9 protein-coding genes and 3 tRNA genes are annotated in these 14531 nt (G+C 62.1%); 10 read left to right on the top strand and 2 right to left on the bottom strand.

The window, feature by feature from the left end:
* Positions 1-64: 64 nt before the first annotated feature.
* Positions 65-2434, bottom strand: a complete 2370-nt coding sequence (locus L1069_RS12530; protein ID WP_237455889.1) for a UvrD-helicase domain-containing protein — start codon at positions 2432-2434, stop codon at positions 65-67.
* A gap of 225 nt (positions 2435-2659) precedes the next feature.
* Between L1069_RS12530 and L1069_RS12535 the strand changes: the two genes are divergently transcribed.
* The 3 genes from L1069_RS12535 to L1069_RS12545 all read left to right on the top strand — a co-directional run bounded on the left by L1069_RS12535 (position 2660) and on the right by L1069_RS12545 (position 9453).
* Complete coding sequence (locus L1069_RS12535) at positions 2660-4453, top strand: diguanylate cyclase (RefSeq protein ID WP_237455890.1); 1794 nt, start codon at positions 2660-2662, stop codon at positions 4451-4453.
* A 72-nt stretch (positions 4454-4525) separates the two neighbouring features.
* Positions 4526-5686 carry an alpha-hydroxy acid oxidase gene (locus tag L1069_RS12540; protein WP_237455939.1) on the top strand — a complete coding sequence of 387 codons (1161 nt, stop codon included), beginning with the start codon at positions 4526-4528 and terminating at the stop codon, positions 5684-5686.
* A gap of 323 nt (positions 5687-6009) precedes the next feature.
* A complete protein-coding gene (locus tag L1069_RS12545) occupies positions 6010-9453 on the top strand; it encodes a pyruvate carboxylase (protein ID WP_237455891.1) in 3444 nt (1147 codons plus the stop codon).
* A gap of 218 nt (positions 9454-9671) precedes the next feature.
* Here L1069_RS12545 and L1069_RS12550 read toward each other — a convergent pair whose 3' ends face one another.
* Positions 9672-9857, bottom strand: coding sequence for a hypothetical protein (locus tag L1069_RS12550; RefSeq protein ID WP_129371494.1), 186 nt, complete (start codon positions 9855-9857; stop codon positions 9672-9674).
* Positions 9858-10014: 157 nt separating this feature from the next.
* Here L1069_RS12550 and L1069_RS12555 point away from each other — a divergent pair.
* The 7 genes from L1069_RS12555 (at position 10015) to L1069_RS12585 (ending at position 14507) form a co-directional block, all read left to right on the top strand.
* A tRNA-Gly gene (locus L1069_RS12555) sits at positions 10015-10089 on the top strand.
* Positions 10090-10232: 143 nt separating this feature from the next.
* A complete protein-coding gene (locus L1069_RS12560; RefSeq protein WP_129371495.1) occupies positions 10233-11192 on the top strand; it encodes a DNA cytosine methyltransferase in 960 nt (319 codons plus the stop codon).
* A gap of 114 nt (positions 11193-11306) precedes the next feature.
* The gene (locus tag L1069_RS12565) at positions 11307-12209 is read left to right on the top strand and encodes a NaeI family type II restriction endonuclease (protein WP_237455892.1); all 903 of its coding nucleotides are present in this window, start codon (positions 11307-11309) and stop codon (positions 12207-12209) included.
* Positions 12194-12607 carry a DNA mismatch endonuclease Vsr gene (gene vsr / locus L1069_RS12570; protein WP_237455893.1) on the top strand — a complete coding sequence of 138 codons (414 nt, stop codon included), beginning with the start codon at positions 12194-12196 and terminating at the stop codon, positions 12605-12607. The genes L1069_RS12565 and vsr overlap by 16 nt, the downstream gene beginning before the upstream one ends.
* Positions 12608-12697: 90 nt before the next feature.
* Positions 12698-12772, top strand: a tRNA-Gly gene (locus L1069_RS12575).
* Positions 12773-12916: 144 nt separating this feature from the next.
* A tRNA-Gly gene (locus tag L1069_RS12580) sits at positions 12917-12991 on the top strand.
* Between the two features lie 163 nt (positions 12992-13154).
* Positions 13155-14507 (top strand): aminotransferase, encoded by a 1353-nt coding sequence (locus L1069_RS12585; protein WP_237455894.1) that lies wholly within the window; start codon positions 13155-13157, stop codon positions 14505-14507.
* Positions 14508-14531 lie beyond the last annotated feature (24 nt).

The following is a 14531-nucleotide window of genomic DNA, read 5'->3' on the forward strand; positions in this document are numbered from 1 at the left end:
CCTGCGCCCGGATCGGATCGCTGCGCGATCCGATCCGCCGGTCAATCCGGCGTTAAGGGGTTCATCAGAAAGGCACGTCGTCGGTGGCCGAGATGAAACGGGCGACCACTTTCTTGATACCTGCCTTCTCAAAGTCCACTTCCAGCTTGTCGCCCTCGATACCAGTGATCGCGCCATAACCGAATTTCTGGTGGAACACGCGTTCGCCCAGGGTGAAGCTGGACGTGGCAGTGAGGTCGATCACCTGATGCTTGTTCTCCTTGGGCTGCGACATCCCGCGCTCGCCTGCACGGGCCTGCATCCGCTTCCAGCCCGGTGAGTTGTAGCCATCGGCCTGTGCCATTTTCACTTCGATGGTGGAGCGCACCTGCCCGCCGCCCATAGTACCACCCGGTGCCGCAGCGCCATAGCCGCCGCCGTAAAGGCCCGGCGGGGTCAGCACCTCAACGTGTTCCTCCGGCAGCTCGTCGATGAAACGCGAGGGCAGCTGTGATTGCCATTGGCCGAATACCCGCCGGTTGCCGGCAAAAGAGATGGTGCAGATCTGCTCGGCCCGTGTGATGCCCACATAGGCCAGCCTGCGTTCTTCCTCGAGCCCCTTCTGGCCGCTTTCATCCATTGAGCGCTGCGAGGGGAACAGACCGTCCTCCCAGCCCGGCAGGAACACGGCGGGGAATTCCAGGCCCTTGGCGGCGTGCAGGGTCATGATCGAGACCTTCTCGTCGGCGTCCTGCTTGTCATTGTCCATCACCAGGCTGACGTGTTCGAGAAAGCCCTGCAGGTTCTCGAAGTTTTCCAGCGCCTTCACCAGTTCCTTGAGGTTTTCCAGACGGCCGGGCGAATCCGGGTTTTTGTCGTTCTGCCACATGGTGGTGTAGCCGCTCTCATCCAGGATGATTTCGGCCAGTTCCATATGGGTGATGTCGGCGTCGCCGGCCATGCGGCCCCAGCGGGCAATGCCCTCGACCAGCTGGCGCAGCGCGCCGCCGCCCTTGCCCTTGATATACCCGCCCTCAACCGCCAGCCGCGCCCCTTCGACCAAGGACACACCGTTTTCACGGGCGAGGCCCTGGATGGTCTGCTGCGCCTTGTCGCCAAGGCCGCGTTTCGGCGTGTTGACGATGCGTTCAAACGCCAGATCGTCGTCGGGGGAGACCACAACGCGGAAATAACCCATCGCATCGCGGATTTCGAGCCGCTCATAGAAACGCGGGCCGCCGATCACACGGTATGGCAGGCCGATGGTCAGAAACCGGTCCTCAAACGCGCGCATTTGGTGCGAGGCGCGCACGAGAATAGCCATGCTGTTCAGACCAATCGGAGCCTGGCCGCGGGTGCCGCGCTGCTGCGCCTCGATCTCTTCACCGATCCAGCGGGCTTCTTCCTCGCCGTCCCAATGGCCGATCAAGCGGAGTTTTTCGCCGTCGCCGGCAGCCGTCCACAGTTCCTTGCCCAGGCGGCCCTGATTGCCGCGGATCACGTTTGAGGCGGCAGCGAGGATATGCCCGGTGGAGCGGTAGTTCTGTTCCAGCCGCACCACCATGGCACCAGGAAAATCCTTTTCAAACCGCAGGATGTTGCCCACTTCGGCGCCGCGCCAGCCATAGATCGACTGGTCGTCGTCGCCAACGCAGCAGACGTTCTTGTGCTTGCCCGCCAGCAGCCGCAGCCACAGGTACTGCGCCACGTTGGTATCCTGATATTCATCCACCATTATGTAGCGGAACCAGCGCTGGTATTGCTCCAGCACGTCCGGGTGGTTCTGGAAGATCGTCACCATGTGCAGCAGCAGGTCGCCGAAATCGACGGCGTTCAGCTCGCGCAGGCGGGTCTGGTATTGGTCATAAAACTCCGTGCCCCGGTTGTTGTAGGCGCTGGCGTCGCCGGCCGGCACCTTATCCGGTGTCAGCGCCCGGTTTTTCCAGTCGTCAATGATATTTGCCAGCATCCGCGCGGGCCAGCGCTTGTCGTCGATGCCTTCCGCTTTGATCAGCTGCTTCAAAAGCCGGATCTGGTCATCGGTATCGAGAATTGTGAAATTCGATTTCAGGCCCGCCAGTTCGGCATGGCGGCGCAGCAGTTTCACGCAGACCGAATGGAAGGTGCCAAGCCACGGCATGCCTTCGACCGCCTGCCCCAGCATACCGCCCACGCGTTCCTTCATCTCGCGGGCGGCCTTGTTGGTGAAGGTGACCGACAGGATCTCGTTCGGGCGCACCCGGCCGGTGCTGAGCAGATGCACAATCCGCGTCGTCAGCGCCTTGGTCTTGCCGGTGCCGGCACCCGCCAGCATCAGCACGGGACCATCCAGGCACTCCACCGCTTCGCGCTGCGCCGGGTTAAGGCTGTCCAGATAGGGCATCGGCCGCGCACCCATGGCGCGGGCCGACAATGATGCGCCTTCAAAGGCGTCCATTTCGTCAAAGCTGCTCATGCGGGTGATCCTAGCCTGATTCAAGCGCGGCGGAAAGAGGACGTTCACAGTCTGTTCACGGGTCAATGTCGGTCCCGGCCAGACCCGTTTCAAGCCCCGCCCAAGGATGCTGCCGCAGAAAAATTCCTTAACGCTTATGTCAGGTTAACGGTACCGCAATCAATCCCGCCTACACTCGCAGGAGCGCACAACCGCATTAATACTAACTACTTTTGGCACCGGAATATGAAAAATAATTTGAGATCCAGCCTTGCGGAAAAGATCCGCAGCATGTCGCTGATCCTTGTCCTGATCGTGGCCACGGCTGCGTCTATCTGGGCCGTTTTCGCAGTACCGGCTCCAATTGTGGACCGGATGCTGGAGGACGACATTCGCAAGCAAGCCCAGCATTGGCAGCAGCGGGTTATCCTGCACCTGGCCGATGTCGAGGACTCCTTTGAAGAGGGCAGCGTCCAGCCTCATGATGCCCACATGCTGTCACTGCTGCCACAGGAGACGGATGTTTTCCGCTACCGCCTGCTGACAGCCGCAGGTGAGATTTTCTGGTCCTCGCGCAGCGACGAGATCGGGGAATATGAAACCAATGCGTTTTTTTCCACACAGGTTGCACGCGGCGAGTTTTACTACATGCACAACGCACTGCCGGCGTATGAGGTGGACGGCTTCCCTTTGCAAAGCAACGGATACGACAGCAGTATCACACGGGAAGTTGCACAGGTCTATGTGCCTTTGATGCATAACGGGCATTTCGACGGGGCCATCGACTTTTACACCGACATCACCGACCTGCGGCAGACCTTCATCCGCCGCGCCCAGCTGTCGCTGATCGTGCTGACCTCAATTGCACTACTGGCTATGACCATTGCGGTCTATGTGGTGTTCAAAACCAACCGGTTCAGCATGAATCAGCTGCGCCAGCGCAATGAGACCGAGCGCGGCATTCTGGACGAGCAGCTGCGGCTGGCGCGCGAAGTTCAGCTGCTGGGGGAGCTGAATGAATGGCTGCAGTCCAGCCGCTCCTTGGATGAGCTGTTTGATATGGTCGCCCGCTTTATGACCCATATTCTGCCGACCGCTGAGGGCAGTGTTTATGTCTACTCCAATTCGCGCGATGTGCTGGACGGCTGCGCCAGCTGGAACGGCGGCAGCCACAAGGACCACATCCACCCCGAGGAATGCTGGGGCCTGCGCCGGGGCCGGACCTATGAATTCGGATCTTCGGAGATTGAATTTGTCTGCGAGCACGCCGAGCCGCATGATGGCAGGCGCTATTACTGCTTTCCGATCCTGGCCCATGGCGAGACCGTCGGCCTGATGCACCTGCAGGCGATCAAGGACGAATGCCCGGAATTCGTCAGCAGCAAGAAGCTGGCCCAGATGTGCGCCGAGCAGATCTCGATGGCGATTGCCAATGTGCGGATGCGCGACCAGTTGCATGACCAGTCGGTGCGCGATCCGCTCACCGGGCTGTTCAACCGCCGCCACATGACGGAGACCTTGCGCAAAAGCATCAATGCCAGCCAAAGCAGCGGCCAGCGGCTGAGCATTATTTCTATCGATGTGGATCACTTCAAGAAATTCAACGACAACCACGGCCATGACGCCGGCGACATGGTGCTGCGCGCGGTGGGGTCGGTGCTGGAACAGGCCTGCGACGGCGACGAGGTGGCCTGCCGCCCCGGCGGCGAGGAATTCACGCTGATCGTGCCGGGCGCCAGCCAGGAAGATGTGATGACCAAGGCCGAGATGGTGCGCCAGGCCGTGGAAGACGTTGTTGTGCGCTATGGCGAAAAGGCACTGCCGCGGATCACCATATCACTGGGTGTTGCGCATTATCCGGCCCATGGCACCATGCCGCAGGATCTGCTGCGCGCCTCGGATGAAGCGCTGTATGACGCCAAGGCAAAGGGCCGCAACCAGGTCTCTGTTGCCGAAAGCGCCGCACCGGTGCCCCGCAATCCGGCTGCCGGGTCTGATACCGGCGGCGCGCAGGACGATGCCAAGGGCGCGGCTGCATAGGGCGTGACCCGGCACCATCGGGCGGCGGCGCTTTTTCTTGCGGAATCCGCACCGCCGCGTACCAATGCCCGCATGGATCTGCATCAGCGATACCCCGGCCTTGAAGACCTGAAGCGCCGCGCCAAGCGGCGGCTGCCCCGCTTTGTCTGGGACTATCTGGACAGCGGCACCGGGGCTGAGGCGGCGCGGGCCCGGAACCGGACGGGCTTGGACCGCATAGGGTTTCTGCCCTCGGTGCTGCATGGCCCGATGGAGCCGGACCTTGCGGTGCCGTTTCTTGGCCGCCGCCCTGCCCTGCCCTTTGGCATTGCGCCCGTGGGCATGTCCGGCCTGATCTGGCCCGATGCCGAAGCTACCCTGGCCCGTAGCGCCGCTGCGGCCGGCATTCCTTATTGCCTGTCAACGGTTGCCAGCCAATCGCCCGAGGATCTGGCGCCGCATCTGGGCGATGATGCCTGGTTTCAGCTCTACCCGCCCAAGGACGAGACCATCCGCGGCGACCTGCTGGCGCGGGCGCGGGATGCCGGTTTCAAGACGCTGGTGCTGACGGTGGATGTGCCAGCAGCGTCGCGCCGCGAACGGCAGACCCGCTCCGGCCTGACCCAGCCGCCGCGGCTGACCCCGCGGCTGCTGGCGCAGATCGCGCAGCGCCCGGCCTGGGCGCTGGGAATGGCGCGCCGGCGTCTTGAAGGGCGGGGCATGCCGCGGATGCGGACGCTGGACAAATACATCTCAGGCGAGCAGGTGAATTTGCCGCCAACCGCCCATATCGGATATCTGCTGCGCACCTCGCCGGACTGGGAGTATGTGCATTGGCTGCGGCGCAACTGGGACGGCCCCTTTATCATCAAAGGGGTGCTGCGCGCCGAAGATGCCGTGCAGCTGCAGGAGGCCGGCGCCGATGCGGTCTGGATATCCAACCACGGCGGCCGTCAGTTCGACGGCTGCCCCGCCGCCATCGATCTGCTGCCGGACATCCGCGCCGCGGTGGATCTGCCGCTGATCTTTGACAGCGGTATCGAAGGCGGGCTGGATATCCTGCGGGCGCTGGCGCTGGGGGCGGATTTTGTCATGCTGGGCCGCGCCTTCCACTATGCGCTGGCGGCACTTGGCACTGTGGGACCGGACCACCTGATTGATATGCTTGCCAAAGATATGCAGGCGAATATGAGCCAGCTTGGCCTGCCCTGCCTTGGTGAAATCCGCAACCTGCAGCAGCGTGAACTGGACTGATTGCACGCAGATTTGGCGCAATTCGGACAAAATCCGAGGAATTGCGCCAAAATGACGCAGCAGTTGCATCATTTGCCCGCTGCGACGCAGAAAAATAGTTACAAAATCATGCTGCAAGTGCAGAATTCCAGCAGAATCTGCACCTGTTAGCGCCATGCCCCCAATCCCCCGATTAGACCGGGCAGCGGGCAAACAGCAGATGAGGAATGACAAAAGAGGCCGCTTGAGAGCGCAATCATGCCGGAAATACCCAGAACTACGGTTGTGCGGTTCGTTAGTATCCGCCTAACACTGCACCAACTTGCACGGACCCCGAGGGTGAAATGACCGACTTCAAAAAGATCCTGATTGCCAACCGTGGTGAGATCGCCATCCGCGTGATGCGCGCCGCCAACGAAATGGGCAAACGCACCGTCGCCGTCTATGCCGAGGAAGACAAGCTCGGCCTGCACCGGTTCAAGGCGGACGAGGCCTACCGGATCGGCGAAGGCATGGGCCCGGTGGCCGCCTATCTGTCGATTGACGAAATCATCCGTGTTGCCAAGGAATGCGGCGCCGATGCGATCCACCCCGGATACGGCCTGCTGTCGGAAAACCCGGACTTTGTCGATGCCTGTGCGCGCAACGGCATCACATTCATTGGCCCCAAGGCTGAAACCATGCGCGCGCTGGGTGACAAGGCCAGTGCGCGCCGGGTTGCGATTGAAGCCGGCGTGCCGGTCATTCCCGCCACCGAGGTGCTGGGCAATGACATGGACGCCATCCGCAAGGAAGCGGCTGAGGTCGGATACCCCCTGATGCTGAAAGCGTCCTGGGGCGGCGGCGGTCGCGGCATGCGGCCGATCCACAGCGAAGATGAGCTGGAAGAGAAAGTGCTGGAAGGCCGCCGCGAAGCGGAAGCCGCCTTTGGCAACGGCGAGGGTTATCTGGAGAAGATGATCATCCGCGCCCGCCACGTCGAGGTGCAGATCCTGGGCGACAAGCATGGTGAGATCTACCACCTGTTTGAGCGCGACTGCTCGGTGCAGCGCCGCAACCAGAAAGTTGTCGAACGCGCGCCTGCCCCCTATTTGACCGATGAGCAGCGCTCCGAGATCTGCGATCTGGGCCGCAAGATCTGCCAGCATGTGAATTATGAATGTGCCGGCACTGTCGAATTCCTGATGGATATGAATGACGGCAAGTTCTACTTCATCGAGGTAAACCCGCGGGTGCAGGTGGAACACACCGTGACCGAAGAGGTCACCGGCATCGACATCGTGCAGGCGCAAATCCTGATCGCCGAAGGCAAAACCCTGGCCGAGGCCACCGGCAAAGCCAGCCAGGATGACATCCGTCTCAACGGCCACGCGCTGCAGACCCGGGTGACCACCGAGGATCCGCTGAACAACTTCATCCCCGATTATGGCCGCATCACCGCCTACCGGTCCGCGACCGGCATGGGCATCCGCCTGGATGGCGGCACCGCCTATGCGGGCGGCGTGATCACCCGCTATTATGACTCGCTCTTGACCAAGGTCACCGCCTCGGCGCAGACCCCGGAAAAAGCGATTGCCCGTATGGACCGCGCGCTGCGCGAGTTCCGGGTGCGCGGAGTGTCGACCAACATTGCCTTTGTCGAGAACCTGCTGAAGCACCCGACCTTCCTCGACAACACCTATACCACCAAGTTCATCGACGAGACGCCGGAGCTGTTCCAGTTCAAGCGCCGCCGCGACCGCGGCACCAAGGTGCTGACCTATATTGCCGACATTTCGGTGAACGGCCACCCCGAGACCGAAGGCCGCGCGGCGCCCGCCGCCGACCTGAAAGAGCCGCGCGCGCCGCATGCGGAGCCGGGCAACCAGCCCTATGGCACCCGCAACCTGCTGGAGCAAAAGGGCGCGCAAGCCGTTGCTGACTGGATGAAGGCGCAGCGCCAGCTGCTGCTCACCGACACCACCATGCGCGACGGGCATCAGTCGCTGCTGGCGACCCGGATGCGCTCGATCGATATGATCAAGGTGGCGCCGGCCTATGCGCAGAACCTCAGCCAGCTGTTCTCGGTGGAATGCTGGGGCGGCGCGACGTTTGATGTGGCCTACCGGTTCCTGCAGGAATGCCCCTGGCAGCGCCTGCGCGATCTGCGCGAGCGGATGCCGAACGTGATGACCCAGATGCTGCTGCGCGCCTCCAACGGCGTCGGCTATACCAACTATCCGGACAATGTGGTGCAGGAATTCGTGCGCCAGGCCGCAAAGACCGGCGTCGATGTGTTCCGCGTCTTCGATAGCTTGAACTGGGTTGAAAACATGCGCGTCGCGATGGACGCCGTGGTCGAGAGCGGCAAGGTCTGCGAAGGCACCATCTGCTATACCGGCGACATCCTGGACCCGAACCGCGCCAAATACGACCTGAAGTATTATGTCGGCATGGCCAAGGAGCTGGAGGCCGCAGGCGCCCATGTTCTGGGCCTGAAAGACATGGCGGGCCTGCTGAAACCCGCCGCGGCCCGCCAGCTGGTCAAGGCGCTGAAAGAAGAGGTCGGCCTGCCGGTCCATTTCCACACCCATGACACTTCGGGCATTGCCGGGGCGACCATTCTGGCCGCTGCGGATGCCGGTGTAGACGCTGTGGACGCGGCGATGGACGCGTTTTCCGGCGGCACCTCGCAGCCCTGCCTGGGTTCCATCGTCGAAGGCCTGCGCAACACCGACCGCGATACCGGCATCGACATCGCAGCAGTGCGCGAGATCTCGGGTTACTGGGAGCAAGTGCGGGCGCAGTATGCGGCCTTTGAATCGGGCCTCGCGGCGCCGGCTTCTGAAGTGTACCTGCACGAGATGCCGGGCGGCCAGTTCACCAACCTGAAAGCGCAGGCCCGCAGTCTGGGTCTGGAAGAGAAATGGTCTGATGTGGCGCAGACCTATGCTGACGTGAACCAGATGTTCGGCGATATCGTCAAGGTGACACCGTCGTCCAAGGTGGTTGGCGACATGGCGCTGATGATGGTCAGCCAGGGCCTGACCCGCGATGAGGTCGAGAACCCGGAAAGCGATGTGGCCTTCCCCGACTCGGTTGTCGACATGATGCGCGGCAACCTGGGCCAGCCTCCGGGCGGCTTCCCTGCGGGCATCGTCTCCAAGGTGCTGAAAGGCGAAGCGCCCAATGTCGAACGCCCCGGCGCGCATCTGGACGCGGTGGACCTTGAAGCGGTCCGCGCCGAGCTGTCGAAAGAGCTGGAAGGCTTCACCGTCGATGACGAGGACCTGAACGGCTACCTGATGTACCCGAAGGTGTTCCTGGACTATATGGGCCGCCACCGCCAGTACGGCCCGGTGCGCAGCCTGCCGACCCGCACGTTCTTTTACGGCATGGAGCCAGGCGAGGAGATCACCGCCGAGATCGATCCGGGCAAGACCCTGGAGATCCGCTTGCAGGCGATTTCCGAGACCGACGTGAAGGGCGAAGTGAAGGTCTTCTTTGAACTGAACGGCCAGCCCCGCGTGATCCGGGTGCCGAACCGTCTGGTCAAGGCCTCGACCGAACAGCGCGCCAAGGCCGAAGTTGGCAATGCAAACCATGTCGGTGCGCCAATGCCGGGGGTTGTCGCCTCGGTCGCGGTGCAGGTCGGCCAGCAGGTCCACGAGGGCGACATGCTGCTGACCATCGAAGCGATGAAGATGGAAACCGGCATCCACGCCGAACGCGACGCGGTGGTCAAGGCCGTGCACGTCCAGGCCGGCACCCAGATCGACGCCAAGGACCTTTTGGTCGAGCTGGAGTAAACTTCTCAGCTGGCACAAAGAAAGAAGGGGCGCCCTGCCGGTTGGAGGGGCGCCCTTTTTCTATTGCGCGGCCAATGCGGAATTGCGCGGGAAGTCAGGCCGGTTTTCCGGCCAGTTTTTCCGCCCGGAAAACCGGGGCGGTCCGCAACTGGGATCACCCGAAAATCCTCGCAGGATTTTTGGCCGTTTACCGCGCCGGGAAACGGTTTACCTCAATGTCAGGCGTTGAATGCTTCAGGGTCCGGCAAGGTTACGGTTTCAACCTGCACTGGCTTTATCCCATCAATCTGGCCGGCCCAGCTGTCCGCTTGCGGTGTGCTGTGGCGCTGCACGCCGTGCGCAAGCAAACCCAAGGCAATTGCCGCACCCAGGCCAGTGATCCGCAGGCAGTCCTTCCAAAGCATGATCCAATCCCTCCTGAAAAGTTCCGCTTGTTTGTGAGTGAAACGCACAGTCTGGCCGCTTCCGTCGCGGCGGGTGCAGATTTTTTTCATCTGCCGCCGGTTTTCCTCTTGCAGCGCGGACGGCGACGCCCTAAATCACCGCTCACCGGATGGCAGCGCGGGCGTAGCTCAGGGGTAGAGCATAACCTTGCCAAGGTTAGGGTCGGGCGTTCGAATCGCCTCGCCCGCTCCATCTGGAAACGAACAGGCCGTCCCTCGGGGCGGCCTTTCGCTTTTGGCGATTTGCGCGTACCCTGCCCCGAGCAGAAATCCTTGTGCGGAATCACCTTTGCGCATAGGAACAGAGCAAGAACACGAACACACGGGCAGAGCAGAATGCTGACATCGGTAGAACTATGCGCAGGCGCGGGCGGCCAGGCCTTGGGGCTGGAGGCGGCGGGCTTTGACCACACGGCGCTGGTTGAGATCGACAAGCATTGCTGCGCCACCCTGCGCCACAACCGCCCCGCCTGGAATGTGCTGGAAGAAGACGTGCGTAAATTTAAAGACGTTGCGGGCGACTATAAAGGCATCGATCTGCTGGCCGGCGGCCTGCCCTGCCCGCCGTTTTCCGTCGCCGGCAAGCAGCTGGGCGAAAAGGACGAGCGCAACCTGTTTGACGACGCGATTGAGATTGTCGATGCCACCCGCCCCCGCGCAGTGATGATCGAAAACGTGCGCGGTTTTCTCGATGCGGTGTTCCATGACTACCGCGAAAAGCTGAAGAAGCAGCTGTCGAAACTGGGATATGAGACCGATTGGCGGCTGCTGAATGCATCGGATTACGGCGTGCCGCAGCTGCGGCCGCGGGTTGCAATTGTTGCGTTGCGCAAAGAGTTCGCCGGCCAGTTCAACTGGCCTGAGCCGCTGCCGTACAACCCGCCGACCGTTGGTGCCACCCTCATCGACCTGATGAAGGAACGCGGTTGGCGCGGCGCCGAGGATTGGGCCGCCAAGGCGGATGAAATTGCCCCCACCATCGTCGGCGGTTCCAAGAAACACGGCGGGCCTGATCTGGGCCCGACCCGGGCGCGGCGGGCCTGGGCGGCCTTGGGGGTTGAAGGGCGCACAATCGCCTATGAGGCGCCGGACCCGTTCCACAACGACATGCCGCGCCTCACGGTGCGGATGGTGGCGCGTATTCAGGGTTTTCCGGACGCGTGGCATTTCACAGGTGCCAAAACCAATGCCTACCGCCAGGTCGGCAACGCCTTTCCACCGCCGGTGGCCGAAGCTGTTGCACGCGAGCTGAGGGCGGCAATTGCCAAGCCGAAGCTGCATGCTGTGCGGGCCTAAAGCTTCCCCGTCAGTCCAGAGCCAAGGGCAGCGCCCGGCCCTGGACGGGTGCGAAGCGTCCTCCCGTGGGCAGGGTCGGGCGCTGCCCGGCCTATTGTCCGGGCGGAACGCTGTATGAAACAGAAACTTCCCGACAGTCTTGTCCGTCCCGGCCACCCGGATTTCACAGTCCTTTGCGAACTGGCGGAGGAGATCACGACGCGTGCAGGCGGTGCCTTGGCGCTGGAACACGACGTGCCGCAGATGCTGCGCCAGTGCATTGACGATGTGATCATGACGCCCAAGACCGGGCGGCGCGCCTATGAAGAACTTGAGAAGACCGAAAAGACCTATATCGGCACCAGGGTCGAGATTGAGCTGCGGGCGCTGCTGCGCTTGCGCAAGGGGCGGCTGGATACCGAGATCCTGGGCCGGGACGTGGACATCAAGCACACAATGGGCAGCAATTGGATGATCCCGACCGAGGCGCTGGACTGCGCCTGCCTGCTGGTGGCGGCGGATGAGGTGCGGGCGCGCTGCTATCTGGGGCTGGTCATTGCCCGGCGTGAATACCTGACAGCTGGTCAGAACAAGGACGCCAAGCGCAGCATTTCGGCGGAAGGGTTCCGCCATATCCTGTGGCTGCTGAAGGATCAGCCTTACCCCGCCAATTTCTGGCGTATCGCGGACGAGGCGGCGGTGGAGCAGATCTTTGCGGGCGCCACGGGCAATGAACGGATGGCGCAGCTGTTCCGGCTGATCCGAGGGCGCCCGATTCCGCGCGACGTGGTGGAGGCGGTGGCGCAGCAGAAGGACTTCATGCGCCGGATCCGGGCCGATGGCGGCCACGGCACCCGCGATATTCTGGCCCGCGAGCAGATCGTGCTGCTGGAGGGCCAGAAGGACGCCCAGCTGATCAAGGCGCTGGAGCTGCCGCCCTGCCCGGCCAGTGCTTTTGTTTCCTGCCGGATTGAAAGCAGCTACCATGCCCGCATGGTGGAACAATCCAGGCATCACGTGGAATGGCCGACAGCCTGACACCCGAGCGGCGCAGTGCCAATATGGCAAAGATCCGCGGCAAGCACACCAAGCCGGAGATGCTGGTGCGGCGGATGGTGCACGGGCTTGGCTTTCGCTACCGGCTGCACCGCAAAGACCTGCCCGGCAAGCCTGATCTGGTGTTCGGCCCGCGTCGCAAAGTGATCTTTGTGCATGGCTGTTTCTGGCATCTGCATGAGTGCCGCAACGGGCGCATTCCAGCATCGCGCCGCGACTATTGGGAACCCAAATTGCTGCGCAACACCCAGCGCGACGCGGAGCAGCTGGCCGCCCTGCAGGCCGCGGGCTGGCAGGTGCTGACCGTCTGGGAATGCGAAACCAAGGATCGGGTTGCCCTGCGAATCCGGCTCAGGACATTTCTGGAAAATGAAGAATAACGCTTATCCACAGATACCTGCGCAAACCTTCAAATTTCCTCTTGCGGCCTGTTTGGGAACGCCCTAAACACCGGCTCATCGAATGGCAGCGCGGGCGTAGCTCAGGGGTAGAGCATAACCTTGCCAAGGTTAGGGTCGGGCGTTCGAATCGCCTCGCCCGCTCCATTCGACAGCCGAAAAGGCCGCCCTTCGGGGCGGTCTTTCGCGTTTTGCAGCCCCTCGGCCTGCAGCACTTTCTTTACCGTTCCGTCATTTTCCGCTTGCAGCAACCTCGCGGATTTCCTATTCACCGCTTCACCGAATGGCAGCGCGGGCGTAGCTCAGGGGTAGAGCATAACCTTGCCAAGGTTAGGGTCGGGCGTTCGAATCGCCTCGCCCGCTCCATTTGGAACCGAACAGGCCGTCCCTCGGGGCGGCCTTTCGCTTTTCTGCCATTTGCCGCTTTAATTTGATCAAATTCCTTTGACGCGACTCGTGAAACGCGACAATTCTATCGGCAATAGGCCCCATGGGACATTCATGGGTGTTTCGCGCAAGGAGTTTGGCCATGGCCCCTGTCATCTATCCCACCACCAATTTCACCGCGACCGAGCAGCTGTGCCTGGAGCGCGGCGAAGGTATTTATGTCTACGACACGGACGGCAACAAATACATCGAAGGGCTGGCGGGCCTGTGGTGCACCTCGCTGGGCTACAGCAACACCGAAGTCGTGGATGCGATCACCGAACAGTTGCACAAGCTGCCGTTTTCGCACACTTTCGGCGGCAAGACCCATGCGCCGATCATGCAGCTGGCCGAGAAACTGCGCGCGATGGTGCCGGTGGAGGATGCCTATATCTTCTTTGGCAACTCAGGCTCGGACGCCAATGATACCCACGTGAAGATGCTGCGCTATTACTTCAACGCCATCGGCAAGCCGGAAAAGCGCAAGATCATCACCCGCGAGCGCGGCTATCACGGGGTAACGGTGGCGGCGGGGTCGCTGACCTCGCTGCCCGCGAACTTGGCACACTTCGATGCACCGCTGGAGGCGCTGTCGATCCTGCGCTCGGATTCGCCGCATTACTACACCGGGCGCCAGGGCAATGAGACGGAGGCGCAGTTTGTTGACCGGATCATCAATAACCTTGAAAAGCAGATCCTGGCCGAAGGCCCCGAAACCATCGCCGCGATGATTGTGGAGCCGATCACCGGCGCGTCGGGCGTAATCGTGCCGCCGGAGGGGTATTACGAGAAGCTGCAGGCGCTGCTGCGCAAACACGGCATTCTGGTCTGGGCGGATGAGGTGATCTGCGGATTCGGGCGCACCGGGGCGGATTTCGGCTGTACTACGATGGGCATCAAGCCGGACCTGATGACATTCGCCAAACAGCTGAGCTCAGCCTATTTCCCGATTTCGGCTTCGGTCATCCCCGGCTGGATGTATGAGGCGATGATTGATCAGACCAACGAGGTGGGCGTGTTCGGCCACGGCTACACCTATTCCGGCCACCCGGCGGCCTGCGCGGCCGCACTGAAAACGCTGGAGATCTATGAGCGCGACAACCTGTTTCAGCACGCAGCGGATGTGGGTGCCTATATGCAGGCGCAGCTGCGCGAAATCTTCACCGATCATCCGCTGGTCGGCGAGGTGCGCGGCAAGGGGCTGATTGCGGCGCTGGAGCTGGTGTCGAACAAGACCACTGGTGCGGGCTTTGACAAAGGCGCCGCGGGGGCTGCGGCGCAGAAGGCCTGCGAAGCAAACGGGCTGATCCTGCGGGCGGTGGCAGGCAATGCTGTGGCGCTGTGCCCGCCGATCATCATCACCAAGGATGAGGTTGACGACATGCTGGCGCGGTTGAAAACTGCCATCGGCACGGCCTATGAACAGCTCAAGGACAACGGGCTGATCGCCGCCTGAGCCAATCAAAAAACGCCCCGGTTT

Source organism: Leisingera sp. MMG026 (assembly GCF_021654205.1).
Taxonomy (GTDB): Bacteria; Pseudomonadota; Alphaproteobacteria; order Rhodobacterales; family Rhodobacteraceae; genus Leisingera.